The following is a 14,312-nucleotide window of genomic DNA, read 5'->3' as shown; positions in this document are numbered from 1 at the left end:
CCGCGAGGTTTACGCCACGAGCAAACCGCTGCCGGCGGTGCTGGTGAAGTCGAGCTGGACGATCAGGTCGTTGAAGTCGCGGTCGCCGCCGCCGTGCAGGTCTTCCCAGCCCCAGGTATTGGCGCCGTAGTTCCAGAGATGGGCAATGTGCTCGCCGCCGACCATCTCGTTGGCCTGGCTGAAGGCCCAGAAGGTGTCGCCGTTGGTGACGTTTGTGAGCTGCATGGCGATCAGGTCGCCGGCATCGACGCCGGTGATCTGCGCCTGTCCGGCATTGCCGTCGCCCGGTCCCGCAATGGTGGTGCCGCCGCCGCCGAGCACGGCATAGGCCCGGCCCGCGGCGGCTGCGGCGTAACCGGCCTGGTCGGGGGCGAGGCCGCCGATCGTGCCGTTGTAGTCGTCGACCTTGTAGAGCATCAGCGAGAGGTCGGCGCCCGCGACCTGGCGCATGCGCACCACGACGTTGACGTCGTCGAGGCCACCCGCGGTCTCGGCGACGGCGACCGCCTGCGCGAGGCGGACGGAGTTGGTGGCATCGGAGAAGAAGTCGGCAAAGCCGAACGAGGCGCTCATGCCGGCCTGCGCGGCGACCGTTGTATTGCCGTTGAAGGTGACGGAGACGCTGTCGCCGCTGGCGACGACGGCCTGCGCGAGCGCTCCCTGTGCCTGACCGTCGAACAAGGCCAGCAGGTCGCCGTCGAAGTCGCTCTGCAGCGACTGCTGCGCCAGCTGGCTGGTCCAGGCGTAGGTGCCGGACGCCGCGCTGCTGGCGTCGGTTGAGCTCGATCCAGTATCGACAGTGGCGGTCACGCTTGCGGTGGCCGTGGTCTGCAGCAGCAGCGTCTGCGCGGCGCCGCTCGTCCAGCCGCCCGATCCGTCTGAATCGACGACGTCTGGCGTGGCGCTGAAATAGACCTGCGAATGGGCGATCTCGGTCAGGGAGCGGGCGAGCAGCAATCCGTTGGGCGAGCCCAGGCCGGAGGCGAGATCGTAGCCGGCGGAGGCCTCGTAGCCGTAGCCCGTGGGGTTGATGCCGCCGTAGTTGGCGCCGCCCAGCGTGAAGCTGGACGTGTTGTTGCCCAGCGTCACGTCGTTGAACGAGCCGGGCGCGATGACCGACGCGAGATAGAGCAGGTCGGTCATGTAGCCGAGGTTGGGCAGGCCCTGGTCGTTGAACACGTAGTTGATCTGCGTGATCAGGCCTGCCCAGAACGGCGTCGCAGCGCTGGTGCCGCCTTCGCCCACCAGATTCTCCATGTTCGCGTCGGGCGTCGTGTAGAACATGTTGCCGCCGGCAGGGGCCACCACGTCAGGCGTGCCGCGGCCGCTGAGGCCGAGGGCGGTGTAGATAGCCGAAGTGAGGCCGTAATCGATTTGGTAGCCCGGCGTGGCCTGGGTCGTGTCCATGCCACCGGAGCCGGAATTGTTCACTTCGTAGGACGAGCCGCTGAAGAAGGTCTGGTGGTCCGTGGTCTCGTACTCGTTCCACACTGTCTCGACCAGCCAATCGGTCGAAAGGGCCGTGCTCGGCAGATGGTTGAGGCCGCCGCTCATCAGGCGCCACAGCGTCGCGGCATCGCCGGCCATGGCGAGATTGTAGATCGGCGTGAAGTTGGCGTCGGTGCCGTTCAGCGTCGGATCCTGCGCCGCCGTGCCGAGGGTCGAGAGCGACGAGCCGCCGACGAGGATGTTGTAGGGACTGGTCTGGTTGTTCTCGACGGTGGTGAGGCCGTTGGCAGTCTGGAAGCCCGAGCCGCCGTCGCCCAGCGCGATCATCGTCGTCTGGTTGATCAGCGCCGCATCGACGTAGAGCTGCATGTAGGCGTAGTAGAATGGCGAGTCAGGAGCGAGGTATTGGCCGTCTCCCCACGAATCGGTGGTGACAGGCGCCGGTCCCACGGACTGCGTGTTGCCGAGATTGGACGCCGTGCCGAAGATCGAGCTCTGGATGGCGGTGAAGACGCCCGCCTGGGCGTTGCCGTTTACCGCGTTGTCGCCCGAGCCGTTGTAGAGGGCGAGGTTGCTGTTGGGATTGACGGCCGCGACGATGCCCACGTCGAGCGAGCGTTCGCCGGAGTTGCTGCTCTGGCCATTGATGCCCCGCACGAAGACGGCTCCGGTGCCGCTGGTGCTGACGGCGGTCAGATAGGCGGTCAGCCGTGACTCGAATTGAGTGCCGCTCTCGTCGCCGGTGAGGGAGGTGCCGACGCCCGGCTCGATCAGGCCGATCGTTCCGGTCTGGTAATCGGCGCCGTTCAGGGGAAAGTCGTAGAGCTCGCCGAACCGCTGCGGGTGGGTGCTCGGGACGTCTGCTCCATTCCCGATGCTCTGCCACCCCTCTGGCAGCGTGACGGAGACGCCCGGTGCCATGTCGCTTGCCGCGGGTGCCGTGGACTGGTCGAGCCAAAGGCCGGCGACCGTAAGCTCGCTCGGCAGCGACAGCGAGCCGTTCCAGTACCAGACCTCGCCCTGCTGGCCGCCGGTCGGCGAATACTTCAACGGCGTATTGGGACCGAACAGCGCCTTCCATTCGGCCTGGGTGTTGATCTCGACCCAGATGGTGCGCGAGGCGGCGGAGGAGATGTAGTTGCTGTTGCTGCTGTCGAGGACCGTAAGTCCCAGCGTGTTCTCGATGAAGGCGACGGAGTTGTTGTACTGCGTGGCGTCGGCGCCGTAGGTCGTCCACAGCGAGTTGGTGTTTATCAGTGGCTGCAGCACCGCCTGCCGGCTGCCCCAGTCGCCGGCCAGCATCGCGGTCGGATCGTTCGCCCGTTCCAGCACCAGCGCCACGTTGATGCCGTAGGAGCTGCCATTGGGGAAATCCCCGCCGTCGGTCATTTGATAAGCCTGCTCGACCGTCTGGTTCTGGTCGGCGATGCCGTAGCCGGCGTATTCCAGGAACGTCGAGTTATCGATGGGATTGTACGTCGTCATGGCGGCACTCGCGGCAGGTCAGGTTGACCGGATAATGCCCAGTCAGCATTTACAGTGCCAAGACAAAGCAGATCGACGGCGATGAATCGGCTACACTTGAGATGCTGGTCGCACATGGAGTGTGGTTCGGCGCCAGCGCGTCGCCGCGTCGACCATGAGGCGGACGAGCGTGCCTCGTTCTCCGAGCCCTGCCTCGATCGTGCCGGTCAGGCCACCAGCAGGCCGCTGCCGGCGGTGCTGGTGAAGTCGAGCTGAACGACGAGGTCGTTGAAGTCGCGGTCGCCGCCGCCGTGCAGGTCTTCCCAGCCCCAGGTGTTGGCGCCGTAGTTCCAGAGATGGGCGACATGCTCGCCGCCGACCATCTCGTTGGCCTGGCTGAAGGCCCAGAAGGTGTCGCCGTTGGTGACGTTTGTGAGCTGCATGGCGATCAGGTCGCCGGCATCGACGCCGGTGATCTGCGCCTGGCCGGCATTGCCGTCGCCCGGTCCCGCAATGGTGGTGCCGCCGCCCAGCACGGCATAGGCCCGGCCCGCCGCCGCGGCTGCGTAACCGGCCTGGTCGGGGGCGAGGCCGCTGATCGTGCCGTTGTAGTCGTCGACCTTGTAGAGCATCAGCGAGAGGTCGGCGCCCGCGACCTGGCGCATGCGCACGACGACGTTCACGTCGTCGGCGCCGCCGGCGGTTTCCGCGACGGCGACCGCCTGCGCCAGGCGGACGGAGTTGGTGGCATCGGAGAAGAAGTCGGCGAAGCCGAACGAAGCACTAAGATTGGCCTGCGCCGCGACGGCCGCGGCGCCGTTGAAGGTGACCGACAGGCTTTCGCCGCCCGCGACGATCGCCTGTGTGAGCGAGCCCTGCGTCTGGCCGTCGAACAGCGCGAGCAGGTCGCCGTCGAAGTCGCTCTGCAGCGACTGCTGCGCCAGCTGACTGGTCCACGCATAGGCGGCGTGCGCGGCACTGCCGGCGTCGATCGAATCGCCACCGGCCGTGACGGTGGCGGTGGCGTCCGCACTCGCGGTGGTCTGCAGCAGCAGCGTCTGCGCCGTGCCGCTGGTCCAGCCACCGGCGTTCGCATCGATCACATCGGGCGTCGCGCTGAAGTAGAGCTGCGAATGCGCGATCTCGGTGAGCGCCCGCGCCAGCAGCAGGCCGTTGGGCGATCCGAGGCCCGAGGCGAGGTCGTAGCCCGTACCGGCTTCGTATCCATATCCCGTCGGGGTGATGCCACCGTAGTCGGCGCCGCCCAGCGAGAAGCTCGACGTGTTGTTGCCCATCGTCACGTCGTTGAACGAGCCTGGCGCGATCACCGACGCGAGGTACAGGAGATCGGTCATGTAGCCGAGGTTGGGCAGGCCCTGGTCGTTGAACACGTAGTTGATCTGCGTGATCAGCGAGGCCCAGAACGGCGTCGCGGCACTGGTGCCGCCTTCGCCGACCAGCGCCTCCATGTTGGGACCGGGCGTGGAATAGAACATGTTGCCGCCGGCCGGCGCCACCACGTCCGGGAGGGCACGACCGTTGAGACCGAGTGCGGCGTAGATCGCCGAGGTGAGGCCGTAGTCCTCCTGGTAGGCCGGCGTGGCCTGGGTCGTGTCCATGCCGCCGGCGCCGGTGTTGTTCGTCAGATAGGAGCTGCCGTCGGGTCCGTTGCCGCCGACGAAGGTTTGCTGATCGGTGGTCTGGTATTCGTTCCATGCCGTCTCGACCAGCCAGTCGCCGAGTGCGGCCGTGCTGGGCAGATGCGAGAGGCCGCCGCTCATGAGCTGCCAGAGCGTTGCGGCGTCACCGGCCATCGCGAGACTGTAGATCGGGGTGAAGCTGGCATCGGTGCCGTTCAGCGTCGGATCCTGGGCCGCCGTGCCGAGGGTCGACAGCGACGAGCCGCCGACCATGATGTTGTAGGGGCTGGTGTTGTTGTTGCGTGGCGTGGCGAGGCCGCCGCCGGTTTCGAAGCCCGAGCCGCCGTCGCCCAGGGCGATCAGCGTCGTCTGGTTGATAAGCGCGGCGTCGATGAAGAGCTGCATGTACGCCCGGTAGAAGGGCGAGTCGGGTGCCAGGAACTGGATGTCGCTCCAGGAGCTGGTGGTGACGGGCGCTGGTCCCACCGACTGCGTGTTGGCGAGGTTTGACGCGGTGCCGAAGATCGAGCTCTGGATCGCGGTGAAGACCGAGGCCGAGGCATTGCCGTTGGCCGTGGTGTCGCCCGAGCCGTTGTAGAGGGCGAGGTCGCTGTTGGGATTGACGGCCGCGACGATGCCGACGTCGAGCGAGCGCTCGCCGGAAGTGCCGCTCTGGCCGTCGATGCCCTGGACGAAGACGCTGCCGGTGCCGCTGGTGCCGACGTCGGTCAGATAGTCGGTAAGGCGCGTCTCGAACTGGCTGCCGCTCTGGTCGCCGGTGAGGGAGGTGCCGACGCCCGGCTCGATCAGGCCGATCGTGCCGGTCTGGTAGTTCGCGCCGACGAGGGGAAAGTCGTAAAGGTCGCCAAAGTCCTGCGGGTTGGTATTGGGTACGTCGGCCGCGTTGCCGATGCTCTGCCAGCCCTCGGGCAGGATCACGGAGACGCCCGGCGCCATGTTGTCCGGTACCGGCACGGTGTCCTGGTCGAGCCACAGCCCGTCGACCGTGAGCTCGCTGGGCAAGGACAGCGAGCCGTTCCAGTACCAGACCTCGCCCTGCTGGCCGCCGGTCGGCGAATACATCAGCGTGCTGCCGGAGCCGAACAGCGCCTTCCATTCGGCCTGGGTGTTGATCTCCACCCAGATCGTCCGTGATTCCGCCGAGCTGACATAGTTGCTGTTGCTGCTATCGAGGACCGTCAGTCCCAGCGTGTTCTCGATGAAGGCGACGGAGTTGTTGTACTGCGTGACGTCGGCGCCGTAGGTGGTCCAGAGCGCGTTGCCGGTGTCCAGCGCCTTCAACGCGGTCTGCCGGCTGCCCCAGTCGCCGGCCAGCATCGCGGTCGGATCGTTCGCCCGCTCCAGAACCAGCGCCACGTTGATGCCGTAGGCGCTGCCATTGGGGAAGGGCGCACCATCCGTCATGTCGTAGGCCTGCTCGACCGTCTGGTTCTGGTCGACGATGCCGTACCCAGTGAATTCGAGGAAGGTCGAGTTGGCGATCGGATTGTACGTCGTCATGGTGGGGCTTTCGCGGGAGAATCGGAAGGCGAGCGATCATGCCGAAGATGGCTTTGCCGCGCCAAGTGGGAGCCCGCCGGACTGCCGCGACCTCCCTGTGCACCGCTGCCTCGAGCGTGCCGGTCAGGCCACCAGCAGTCCGCTGCCGGCGGTGCTGGTGAAGTCGAGCTGGACGATCAGGTCGTTGAAGTCGCGGTCGCCGCCGCCCGCGAGGTCTTCCCAGCCCCAGGTGTTGGCGCCGTAGTTCCAGAGATGGGCGATGTGTTCGCCGCCGACCATCTCGTTGGCCTGGCTGAAGGCCCAGAAGGTGTCGCCGCTGGTGACGTTGGTGAGCTGCATGGCGATCAGGTCGCCGGCATCGACGCCGGTGATCTGCGCCTGTCCGGCATTGCCGTCGCCCGGTCCGGCGATCGTCGTGCCGCCCCCCATCACCGCATAGGCCCGGCCCGCGGCGGCCGTGGCGTAACCGGCCTGGTCGGGGGCAAGGCCGCCGATCGTGCCGTTGTAGTCGTCGACCTTGTAGAGCATCAGCGAGAGGTCGGCGCCGGCGACCTGGCGCATGCGCACGACGACGTTCACGTCGTCGGCGCCGCCGGCGGTTTCCGCGACGGCGACCGCCTGCGCCAGGCGGACGGAGTTGGTGGCATCGGAGAAGAAGTCGGCGAAGCCGAACGAAGCACTAAGATTGGCCTGCGCCGCGACGGCCGCGGCGCCGTTGAAGGTGACGGAGACGCTGTCGCCATTGGCGACGATGGCCTGCGTGAGCGTCCCCTGGCTCTGGCCGTCGAACAAGGCCAGCAGGTCGCCGTCGAAGTCGCTCTGCAGCGACTGCTGCGCAAGCAGGCTGGTCCAGGCGTAGGTGCCGGACGCGCCGCTGCTGGCGTCGGTCGCGGTCGTGCCGGTGTCGACGGTGACGGTGGCACTTGCGGCGGCCGTGGTCTGCAGCAGAAGCGTCTGCGCCGCGCCGCTCGTCCAGTCGCCCGACCCGCCGGCGTCGATCAGGTCGGGCGTCGTGTCGAAATAGTACTGCGAATGGGCGATCCCGGTCAGGGCGCGGGCGAGCAGGACGCCGTTGGGCGTTCCGAGGCCCGTGACGTAGTCGTAACCGTTGCCGGCACTGTATCCCTTGTCCGTCGGCGTGACGAGATAGCCATCGACCGTATAGGTGCCGTCGGCCGAATTGTAATAGAAGGACGAATTGTTGTTGCCAATAGTGACGTCGTTGAACGACCCGGGCGCGATCACCGATGCGACGTAGAGCAGGTCGTTCATGAAGCCGAGATTGGGCAGCCCCTGATTCTGAAAGATGTAGTTGAACTGGATGATCAGCGAGGCCCACATCGGTGCCGCCGCGCTCGTTCCCCAGGCGCCGCCGATGCTGGAAAAGTTCCCGTTTGGCACGAGGTAGTGCATGTTGCCGCCGCCGTTCAGTGAAACGTCGGGCACGCCGCGTCCGCTTGCCTGCTCGGAGTCCGACGTGACCGGCGAGAGACCGTACGCCGTCTGGTACCACGGGGTTGGCTGAGTGACGTCGACGCCGCCGCCGCCGGAACTGTTGCTCGCATAGCCGCTGATGGTCATGTCCGCGTTCGAAACGGTGTACTGGTTCCAGACAGTCTCGACGAACCGGTCGAGGTCGCCACCCGAGGCCGGTAGTATGGTCAATCCACCCCGGATGAGTTGCCAAAGGGTGCTTAGATCGCCTGCCAGGGCCCCCGCGGTGTATGTGTCCAGCGTCTGGTCGGTCATGGCCACCGGCTGGCCCGACAACGAAGTGCCGCCGACCACGATGTTGTAGGCCTGCGCCTTCGTCGTGTCGCGCACGTTGGTCAGGCCGTTGTCGACCAGCCCACTGGACCCGCCATCGCCCGCGGCAGACACGGTCGTCTGGTTCTTGAGCGCCGCGTCGATGTACAGCTCCCAATAGGCCTTATGATAGGGGGAGTCGGGGTGCGGGATCGCTGGGTCAGCGAAGGAACTCGACGTAACCTCCGGCAGCACCCCGTTCACGCCGCCCCAGATCGCGGCCTGCACGGCGGTGAAAACCGTGGCGCCTGCGTTCGGGTAGACCGCCCCTGATCCGTTGAACAGCTGGATGTTGGAGTTTGGATTGACCGATGCCGCAATCGCGACGTCGAGCGTGCGCTCGCCGGAACTGTCGTTCAGGTCGGCAAGTTGTTGAGTATTGGGACTGGCATTCTGCCCCAACAGTCCCTGCACCGAAACCTGGCCAGTCCCGGCAATGCCGAAGCGTTGAAGATAGGAATCAAGGTCCGACTGAAACTGCGACCCGTAGGCATCGGCCGTGGAAAGCCAACTGCCGACGCCGGGTTCCATCAATCCGATCGTTCCGGTTTGCACATTGAGCCCGGCTAGCGGAAAGTTGTAGAGCACGGCGACGTCGGACGGCAACAGATCCTCATGGTTTCCTGAATTGCCCTGGCTCTGGGGCCCGTTCTGCAGGGGCGCCGCCAGATCGGTCGTCAGGTCGCTGGCCGCGGGGATATACAGTTGGTCAAACCACAGTCCGGCGACCCTCCAGTCCGACGGTAGGGTGAGGTCAACGTCCCAGTAGCACATGCCGTCGGTGCCGGCCTGCTGCAGCACCTGATCGGTTGGCCCGGAGCCGAAGAGGGTGTTGAATTGCGCAGGCGAGTCCAGTTGCACCCAGATAGTGCGATTTTCGTAACTCGATGTGTAGTAGCTGTTGGCGCTGCTGGTCCCATTCGGGATCAGCGTGAATCCGGCGTCGGTGAGGTCCTGAACCACCTTGTCGTAATGCGTGTGATCCGCCCCGTACTTCGACCACAGGTCCGGATCCTGCAACGCCTTCTGCCGACTGGCCCAATCGCCCGCCAGCATGGCGGTCGGATCCTCCACCCGATGAAGCATGATGGCCACGTTGATCCCGCAGGTCGTGGCCGGCCCTCCGTTGGTGATGTCGAAGGCCTCGACCGCCGTCGTGGCCGACGTGGTCCGATACCCGACAAACGACATGAAGTCCGACTTGTCGATGACAACCGCATTTTCCATGGCGTGGTGTCTCCCCCCAGAAGCGCTCGACTCGTTTTTCCTCATTATCAGCGACTATTCCAACTGCAAGGCTGCACTTCCGTTCGCGCAGATTATTCACCGCAGGCTCTTTTGTGAGCCACGACACGCCAAGGCCGCAACGAAGCGCCGACGCCGACGTTCTGCCCGCACAGAACAGGAGGCGTGCCGTGGGTTTGCTCGATGTCTTGACGGGAATGCGCAACGGTCCGCACGGCGGCGGGCGCGGCATGTCGCCGATCACCATGGCCCTGCTGGGGCTGCTCGCCTACAAGGCGGTCAAGGGCTTTAGCGCGAGCAAGCCCGCGGGGCCGGGCATGGCGCCGGCCGGCGCGGGATTGGGGGACTTACTGAAGGACGCATTCGGCAATGCCCGGAAGGGCGGCCTGGGTTCGATCCTCAATGGCGGGCTGGGCGACCTGCTGAAGCAGTTCCAGGGCGCGGGCAAATCGGACGTCGCGGAGTCCTGGATCGGCCGCGACGCGAACAAGGAGATCGGTCCGGGCGAACTTGGCCGGGTTCTCACTTCCGAGCAGATCGAGTTCCTGAGCGAGCGCACGGGGCTCACGCGCGAGCAGCTCCTGGCGGGCCTCGCCTTGCAGTTGCCGGCGGCGGTCGACGAGCTGACGCCGCAGGGGCGTCTGCCGGCGCCCGGCGAGCTGGACAGCCCCGCGGACAAGACCGGCTGACGGAGCAACGCCATGGGCCTTCTCTGGATCGTCGTCATCGGCTTCGTCGCGGGCATCGTCGCCCGTCTCGTGTCGCCCGTCTCCAACAAGCCGTCGGGGTTCCTGCTGACCACCTTGCTGGGCATCGCCGGCGCCTTCGTCGCGACCTTTCTCGGCCAGGCGGCTGGCTGGTATCGCGCCGATCAGGGGGCGGGCTTCATTGCCGCTACGCTGGGGGCGCTGCTCGTCCTGTTCATCTGGAACCGGTTTGCGTCGCGCCGGCCTACGCCCTGAGCCCTGAGCCCCGATCCCGCACTTCAGGCCGCTTCGGCCGGCCCGAGCGTGGGATCGTGGTAGTAGAACTCGACCTGCATGCGCAGCTTCGACAACGGCTCGACGCGATGCGCCTGCTGCGGGTGAATGACGCCAGGGCAGGATGGCGTGAGGATGGTCTCGCCGCCGCCGTCCGTGAGGACGAGCTTCAACTCGCCCTCGAGCAGGCGGATCACGCCCCATACGCCGTCCTTGGTGCGATGCTCACGCTTCAGCGCCTCCGGAAGCGTGGTCTCGTCGAACACCGGCGTCGTGCGGTAGGGCGCTGGCGGGAACATTTGGTACCTCTTCCGTCGACACTTCCCACCCTGTGCGGGAGGCTATGTCCGGGCGTTACCCCGGTCGGGCTTGGCTCACCCTAGGCCGCCATCCGGATGTCGTCGGCATGGGTGGGGTAGGGGGCCGTCGCCACCGCCGTGGGGCGGCCAGCCAGCACGTCGGCGAAGCCGTGGTTGACGTCGCGGTGATGGGCCTCGTCGGCCCGCACCACCAGCACCACGTCGCGCAGCGTGGCGTCGTCCGGCAGCTTCCAGTAGTGTCGCGCGATGGCGGGCGCCGCACCGTTGGCCGTGCGGCCCTCGTCCAGCTCGGCGAGGAAGTGGGTGTAGCTGATCACCGCCTCCTCCTCGAAGTAGCCGACGACGCGGTGCGCCGTGCGCGCGCTCACCAGATAGAGTGTGAAGAAGGCGAGGTAGAACACCCATTGTACGCCGAGGATCACGCAGCGCTCGAACAGCGTGGGCTTCGCCACCTCGATGAAGGTCATGAGGTGCATGCGCTCGTTCTCGGCCTCCTCCATCAGCGTGCGGATCCAGCCCTGGTCGTCGCACATGTTCCGCAGGCAGCGCAGGTGTGTGAGCGTCGCGCCGACCATGCCGGGCACCGCGGCCACCGTCTCCAGCACGATGGCGCGATGGCCGTAGCGCCTGGCGAAGAAGGTGTCGGCACAGAAGCGCAGGGTCTTCGTGAAGCCGTAGGCCAGCCGGTCGCCGAAGCCGCGTGCCTTGTGGTGCACGCCGAGATCGACTTCGGGGATCCGGGGGGCCGTCTGGTGGGCGATGGTCATGACACTCTCCTTGCTCAGCGTATGCCCGCGAGCGCCCGGCTTCCGAGCGCCAGCTTGAAGTTCTCCGCGATGCGGCCGGCCTTGGCCTGCATCGAGCGCGCGGCCGCGGGCGGCATCTCTGCCTCGGTGGCCTCGCGCCACAAGGCGAGCCAGCGGTCGAACATCGCCGGCGTGATGCGGTCGCGGTGCCGCAGGTGCGCGGCCATCGGCATGCCCTTGTAGCGGCCGCTGCCCAGCATCAGGGACGACCAGAAGGCGGCGAGCCTGCCGAGGTGGTCGGGCCAGTCGTGGATGGCGTCGTTGAACAGCGGCCCGATCATGTCATCGGCGCGGACGGCGGCGTAGAAGCGATCCACGAGGCGGGCCAGGCCCGCTTCGTCCACGCCGTCGATCTCACCGTCCAGGCCGTCCATCGCCCGCTCCACAAAATATGTATCTTTGATACATATATTATCCTCGACTAAACATGTAAAGCCAATACATGTATTATGAACGCCCGTTCTCCAACGTGTCGCAGGACCCGACCGATGCGCCTGACCCGCTACACCGACTACGCGCTGCGCGTGCTGACCTATCTCGGCGCCCAGCCCGACCGGGTCTGCTCGATCGCCGAGATCGCCCGCGCCTATGGGATCTCGCAGAACCATCTGATGAAGGTGGCGCACGACCTCGGGAAGGCGGGCTACATCGAGGGCGTGCGTGGCCGCGCCGGCGGCATCCGCCTCGCCCGGCCGGCCGATCGGATCGGCGTCGGCGCCGTGGTCCGCCAGACCGAGGAGGGGTTCGCCCTGGTCGAGTGCGGCGCCTGCGCGATCGCCCCGGCCTGCGAACTCACCGGCGTGCTGGACGAGGCGCTGGCCGCCTTCATGGCGGTGCTCGACCGTTACACACTGAGTGATCTGGTCCGACGTCCCGCGAAACTTATGCGCCTGCTGGACATCCAGGCCTCTTGAATTGCCAGTGCAAAGTCTTAGCCTGCGTCCAGATGTTCTTTCGGCCCACCCTCGTGCTGCTTCTCGGCGTCCTGGTCCTTGCGGCTTGGGCGTGCCTGTTGCCGAGCACAGCCGAGGCTCAGCCCTGCCATCCGCACATGCACGCCACCAGTGAGCCCTCGCCTGCACCGCCGCTCGAGGCCGAGGTCCCGGCGTCGCGCACCACGGCTATGGTCTTCGCTCATGTCCACGCGACGCACTTGCCGGTCGCGTTCGACGAGGTTCCGGCCATCGCCGGCGAAACCCAGGTGCACCCCGGCCCCGTCGTCTCGATGGCTGACCGGAGCTGTTGCGGCGCAGGCTGCAAGAACGCGCAGTGCGTCGGCGGCAAGAGCGCCACTGTTGTTTCGCTCGCGGAGCGTTCCTTTCCGGTCAGCGCACGGGGGTTTTTCGCGGCCGAGCCGGTCCCGCTCCTCGGCCGAATGCCCGAAGGCCTCAGGAAACCGCCGAGATCCGTCGTCTGATTCGCCCCTGTAGGGGGATTTCCCGCACGAATCACGACCGAGGGTCATTGTCATGTTCACTGTACGCGCCGTCGCGCCTGCGCCGGCTCCGTTCCCGTGTCCGGCGGAGTCGTAGGCCATGCCGTTGCACTGGACCATCGATTCACGCAGGTCTCTCTTCATCGCCACAGCGGAGGGCTTCGTCGACCGGGCGGATGCCGATCGGATGTTGGATGTGCTCGCGACGTCGAACATCCTGCATTATCGCAAGATGTTCGACGGCAGCGCCGGCGACACCCGGCTGACTGCGGTCGACATCCTCTCCTTCGGCGTGCGCATGCGCGAGCTGCATGCAAGCGGTCCGATGGGACCGCTGGCCGTCGTCCTGCCGCCCGACAAGTACGTGCTGCTCTCGCGTGTCCTCGGCATGCTGGCCGCCGCTAAACGACCGATGCGAATCTTCACGGATCGTACGAAGGCGATGGAGTGGCTGGAGTCCCCGGCCATCCGGGCAAGTACGCCGGTGCCGCACATCGACGGCCCTCCCCGCGGCGACGGCTGATGGACTGGCCGTTCCCGTACCGGCTCAGGGATCCCGCGGACGGGGCCTCGTGGCGGCTTCCGGGCTGTACTCGCGGCGGCGCCAGCCTGCCGGAGTGCTGCCGGCGCGGCTGCGAAAGGCACGGGTGAAGGCGGCGGCGTCGCTGTAGGAAAGCATCGCCGCGATCTCGCGCACCGGAAGGTCGGTGGCGGCAAGCAGCTGCCGCGCCATCTGGAGCTTCACGCGCTGCAGTTCGTAGCGCGCGGTCGTGTTGAAGACCGAGAGGTGGCGATTGAGCGAGCGATGGCTGAAGCCCGCGAGCTTGGCCAGGCGCCCCACGCTGGCGTCGCCGATCACGATCGCGGTGACGCAGGCGCGGCGCACCCGCAGCGGCAGATCGACCGGGTGTGCCTTCGCCATCTCGGCCAATGCCTCGGTGCGCGCGTCGTTCCGATTCCGCACCGGCCGCGACAGCCAGCGGCGGTCGAAGACCAGTGCATTGTGGTCGGCGTCGAAGCGGACCGGCGCCCGGAAGATCCGCCGGTAGGGTTGCGGATCGGCCGGGGCGCGTCGGGCGAGCTGAACTTCGCGCGGCCGCCAGTGGGGTCCGGCCAGCTCGCGCACCAGGTTGTGGCAGGCCATCATCGTGAGGTCGGCGACCTCGGGCCCGCCGGCGGCCAGTTCAGCCAGGGGCACGGTGCTGAGAATGGCGGTGTCGCCGGCCGCGGCAAGATCGGGAACGGTCGCGCGGTCGTGCAGGTGCAGCGCCAGGATCAGCCCGCGCAGGGCTGCGCCGACACTGACCGCCTGGCGCGCGAGCGAACCGATCGCGCCCAGCGTGTCGAGCCCGAACGATTCGCCGACATGCAGGCAGAGATGGGGACAGGCAGTGCGCTGGGCACAGGCGGCGAGCAGCCGTCCCGCCTCCTCGATCGATACGGGCGCCTCCGGGTCCGCCACCATTTCGGCCGGCAGGCCGAGCTCCGCACAGATCGCGTCGAAGGAGAGGCCGAAGTCCGCCACGACGCGCGGCAGGGCGCCGAGCGGCGCCGCGCGCAGCATGCCCTCCTGCAGGATGGGAAAGCCGGTGAGATCATTGATCATGGGTCGTGGCCCGTCAGCCCGTCATGCGCCGCCGTCGCGC

Annotated in this window: 12 protein-coding genes; 5 read left to right on the top strand and 7 right to left on the bottom strand. The window is 67.0% G+C overall.

The window, feature by feature from the left end; translation table 11 throughout:
• Positions 1-9: 9 nt before the first annotated feature.
• The 3 genes from LJ725_RS25555 to LJ725_RS25545 all read right to left on the bottom strand — a co-directional run bounded on the left by LJ725_RS25555 (position 10) and on the right by LJ725_RS25545 (position 9,107).
• Positions 10-2,934: a DUF4114 domain-containing protein gene (locus LJ725_RS25555; protein ID WP_230553784.1), complete on the bottom strand. Its 2,925-nt coding sequence runs from the start codon at positions 2,932-2,934 to the stop codon at positions 10-12.
• Between the two features lie 206 nt (positions 2,935-3,140).
• Positions 3,141-6,074, bottom strand: a complete 2,934-nt coding sequence (locus LJ725_RS25550; protein ID WP_230553783.1) for a DUF4114 domain-containing protein — start codon at positions 6,072-6,074, stop codon at positions 3,141-3,143.
• 123 nt (positions 6,075-6,197) lie between these two features.
• Positions 6,198-9,107 carry a DUF4114 domain-containing protein gene (locus tag LJ725_RS25545; protein WP_230553782.1) on the bottom strand — a complete coding sequence of 970 codons (2,910 nt, stop codon included), beginning with the start codon at positions 9,105-9,107 and terminating at the stop codon, positions 6,198-6,200.
• Between the two features lie 188 nt (positions 9,108-9,295).
• Here LJ725_RS25545 and LJ725_RS25540 point away from each other — a divergent pair, with 188 nt between their 5' ends.
• Both LJ725_RS25540 and LJ725_RS25535 read left to right on the top strand, forming a co-directional pair.
• Entirely contained in the window at positions 9,296-9,814 is a 519-nt protein-coding gene (locus tag LJ725_RS25540) for a YidB family protein (protein ID WP_230553781.1), read from the top strand.
• A gap of 12 nt (positions 9,815-9,826) precedes the next feature.
• Positions 9,827-10,087: a GlsB/YeaQ/YmgE family stress response membrane protein gene (locus tag LJ725_RS25535; RefSeq protein ID WP_230553780.1), complete on the top strand. Its 261-nt coding sequence runs from the start codon at positions 9,827-9,829 to the stop codon at positions 10,085-10,087.
• Positions 10,088-10,110: 23 nt separating this feature from the next.
• Here the strand turns inward: LJ725_RS25535 and LJ725_RS25530 are convergent, their stop codons facing one another.
• The 3 genes from LJ725_RS25530 to LJ725_RS25520 form a co-directional block, all read right to left on the bottom strand.
• Positions 10,111-10,404, bottom strand: coding sequence for a DUF1971 domain-containing protein (locus tag LJ725_RS25530; protein ID WP_230553779.1), 294 nt, complete (start codon positions 10,402-10,404; stop codon positions 10,111-10,113).
• An 80-nt stretch (positions 10,405-10,484) separates the two neighbouring features.
• The gene (locus tag LJ725_RS25525; protein ID WP_230553778.1) at positions 10,485-11,192 is read right to left on the bottom strand and encodes an alternative oxidase; all 708 of its coding nucleotides are present in this window, start codon (positions 11,190-11,192) and stop codon (positions 10,485-10,487) included.
• A 14-nt stretch (positions 11,193-11,206) separates the two neighbouring features.
• A complete protein-coding gene (locus LJ725_RS25520; RefSeq protein WP_230553777.1) occupies positions 11,207-11,605 on the bottom strand; it encodes a group III truncated hemoglobin in 399 nt (132 codons plus the stop codon).
• 114 nt (positions 11,606-11,719) lie between these two features.
• Between LJ725_RS25520 and LJ725_RS25515 the strand changes: the two genes are divergently transcribed.
• The 3 genes from LJ725_RS25515 to LJ725_RS25505 all read left to right on the top strand — a co-directional run bounded on the left by LJ725_RS25515 (position 11,720) and on the right by LJ725_RS25505 (position 13,189).
• A complete protein-coding gene (locus tag LJ725_RS25515) occupies positions 11,720-12,145 on the top strand; it encodes an Rrf2 family transcriptional regulator (RefSeq protein WP_230553776.1) in 426 nt (141 codons plus the stop codon).
• Positions 12,146-12,177: 32 nt separating this feature from the next.
• On the top strand, positions 12,178-12,648 hold the full coding sequence (locus tag LJ725_RS25510; RefSeq protein ID WP_230553775.1) for a hypothetical protein: 471 nt from the start codon (positions 12,178-12,180) through the stop codon (positions 12,646-12,648).
• 118 nt (positions 12,649-12,766) lie between these two features.
• Positions 12,767-13,189, top strand: a complete 423-nt coding sequence (locus LJ725_RS25505) for a hypothetical protein (RefSeq protein WP_230553774.1) — start codon at positions 12,767-12,769, stop codon at positions 13,187-13,189.
• A 24-nt stretch (positions 13,190-13,213) separates the two neighbouring features.
• Here the strand turns inward: LJ725_RS25505 and LJ725_RS25500 are convergent, their stop codons facing one another.
• Entirely contained in the window at positions 13,214-14,272 is a 1,059-nt protein-coding gene (locus tag LJ725_RS25500; RefSeq protein WP_230553773.1) for an AraC family transcriptional regulator, read from the bottom strand.
• Positions 14,273-14,312: the final 40 nt, after the last annotated feature.

It is taken from the genome of Reyranella aquatilis (assembly GCF_020880995.1).
Classification (GTDB): Bacteria; Pseudomonadota; Alphaproteobacteria; order Reyranellales; family Reyranellaceae; genus Reyranella; species Reyranella aquatilis.
Note: the sequence above shows the minus strand (reverse complement) of the source record. Positions and strands in the feature narration are given on the sequence as shown.

Excerpts from the sequence above, each read along its gene's own strand:
- LJ725_RS25525 (WP_230553778.1), bottom strand. The coding sequence starts at position 11,192 with ATGACCATCGCCCACCAGACGGCCCCCCGGATCCCCGAAGTCGATCTC.
- LJ725_RS25510 (WP_230553775.1), top strand. The coding sequence starts at position 12,178 with ATGTTCTTTCGGCCCACCCTCGTGCTGCTTCTCGGCGTCCTGGTCCTT.
- LJ725_RS25550 (WP_230553783.1), bottom strand. The coding sequence starts at position 6,074 with ATGACGACGTACAATCCGATCGCCAACTCGACCTTCCTCGAATTCACT.
- LJ725_RS25515 (WP_230553776.1), top strand. The coding sequence starts at position 11,720 with ATGCGCCTGACCCGCTACACCGACTACGCGCTGCGCGTGCTGACCTAT.
- LJ725_RS25500 (WP_230553773.1), bottom strand. The coding sequence starts at position 14,272 with ATGATCAATGATCTCACCGGCTTTCCCATCCTGCAGGAGGGCATGCTG.
- LJ725_RS25555 (WP_230553784.1), bottom strand. The coding sequence starts at position 2,934 with ATGACGACGTACAATCCCATCGATAACTCGACGTTCCTGGAATACGCC.
- LJ725_RS25545 (WP_230553782.1), bottom strand. The coding sequence starts at position 9,107 with ATGGAAAATGCGGTTGTCATCGACAAGTCGGACTTCATGTCGTTTGTC.
- LJ725_RS25520 (WP_230553777.1), bottom strand. The coding sequence starts at position 11,605 with ATGGACGGCCTGGACGGTGAGATCGACGGCGTGGACGAAGCGGGCCTG.
- LJ725_RS25535 (WP_230553780.1), top strand. The coding sequence starts at position 9,827 with ATGGGCCTTCTCTGGATCGTCGTCATCGGCTTCGTCGCGGGCATCGTC.
- LJ725_RS25530 (WP_230553779.1), bottom strand. The coding sequence starts at position 10,404 with ATGTTCCCGCCAGCGCCCTACCGCACGACGCCGGTGTTCGACGAGACC.
- LJ725_RS25505 (WP_230553774.1), top strand. The coding sequence starts at position 12,767 with ATGCCGTTGCACTGGACCATCGATTCACGCAGGTCTCTCTTCATCGCC.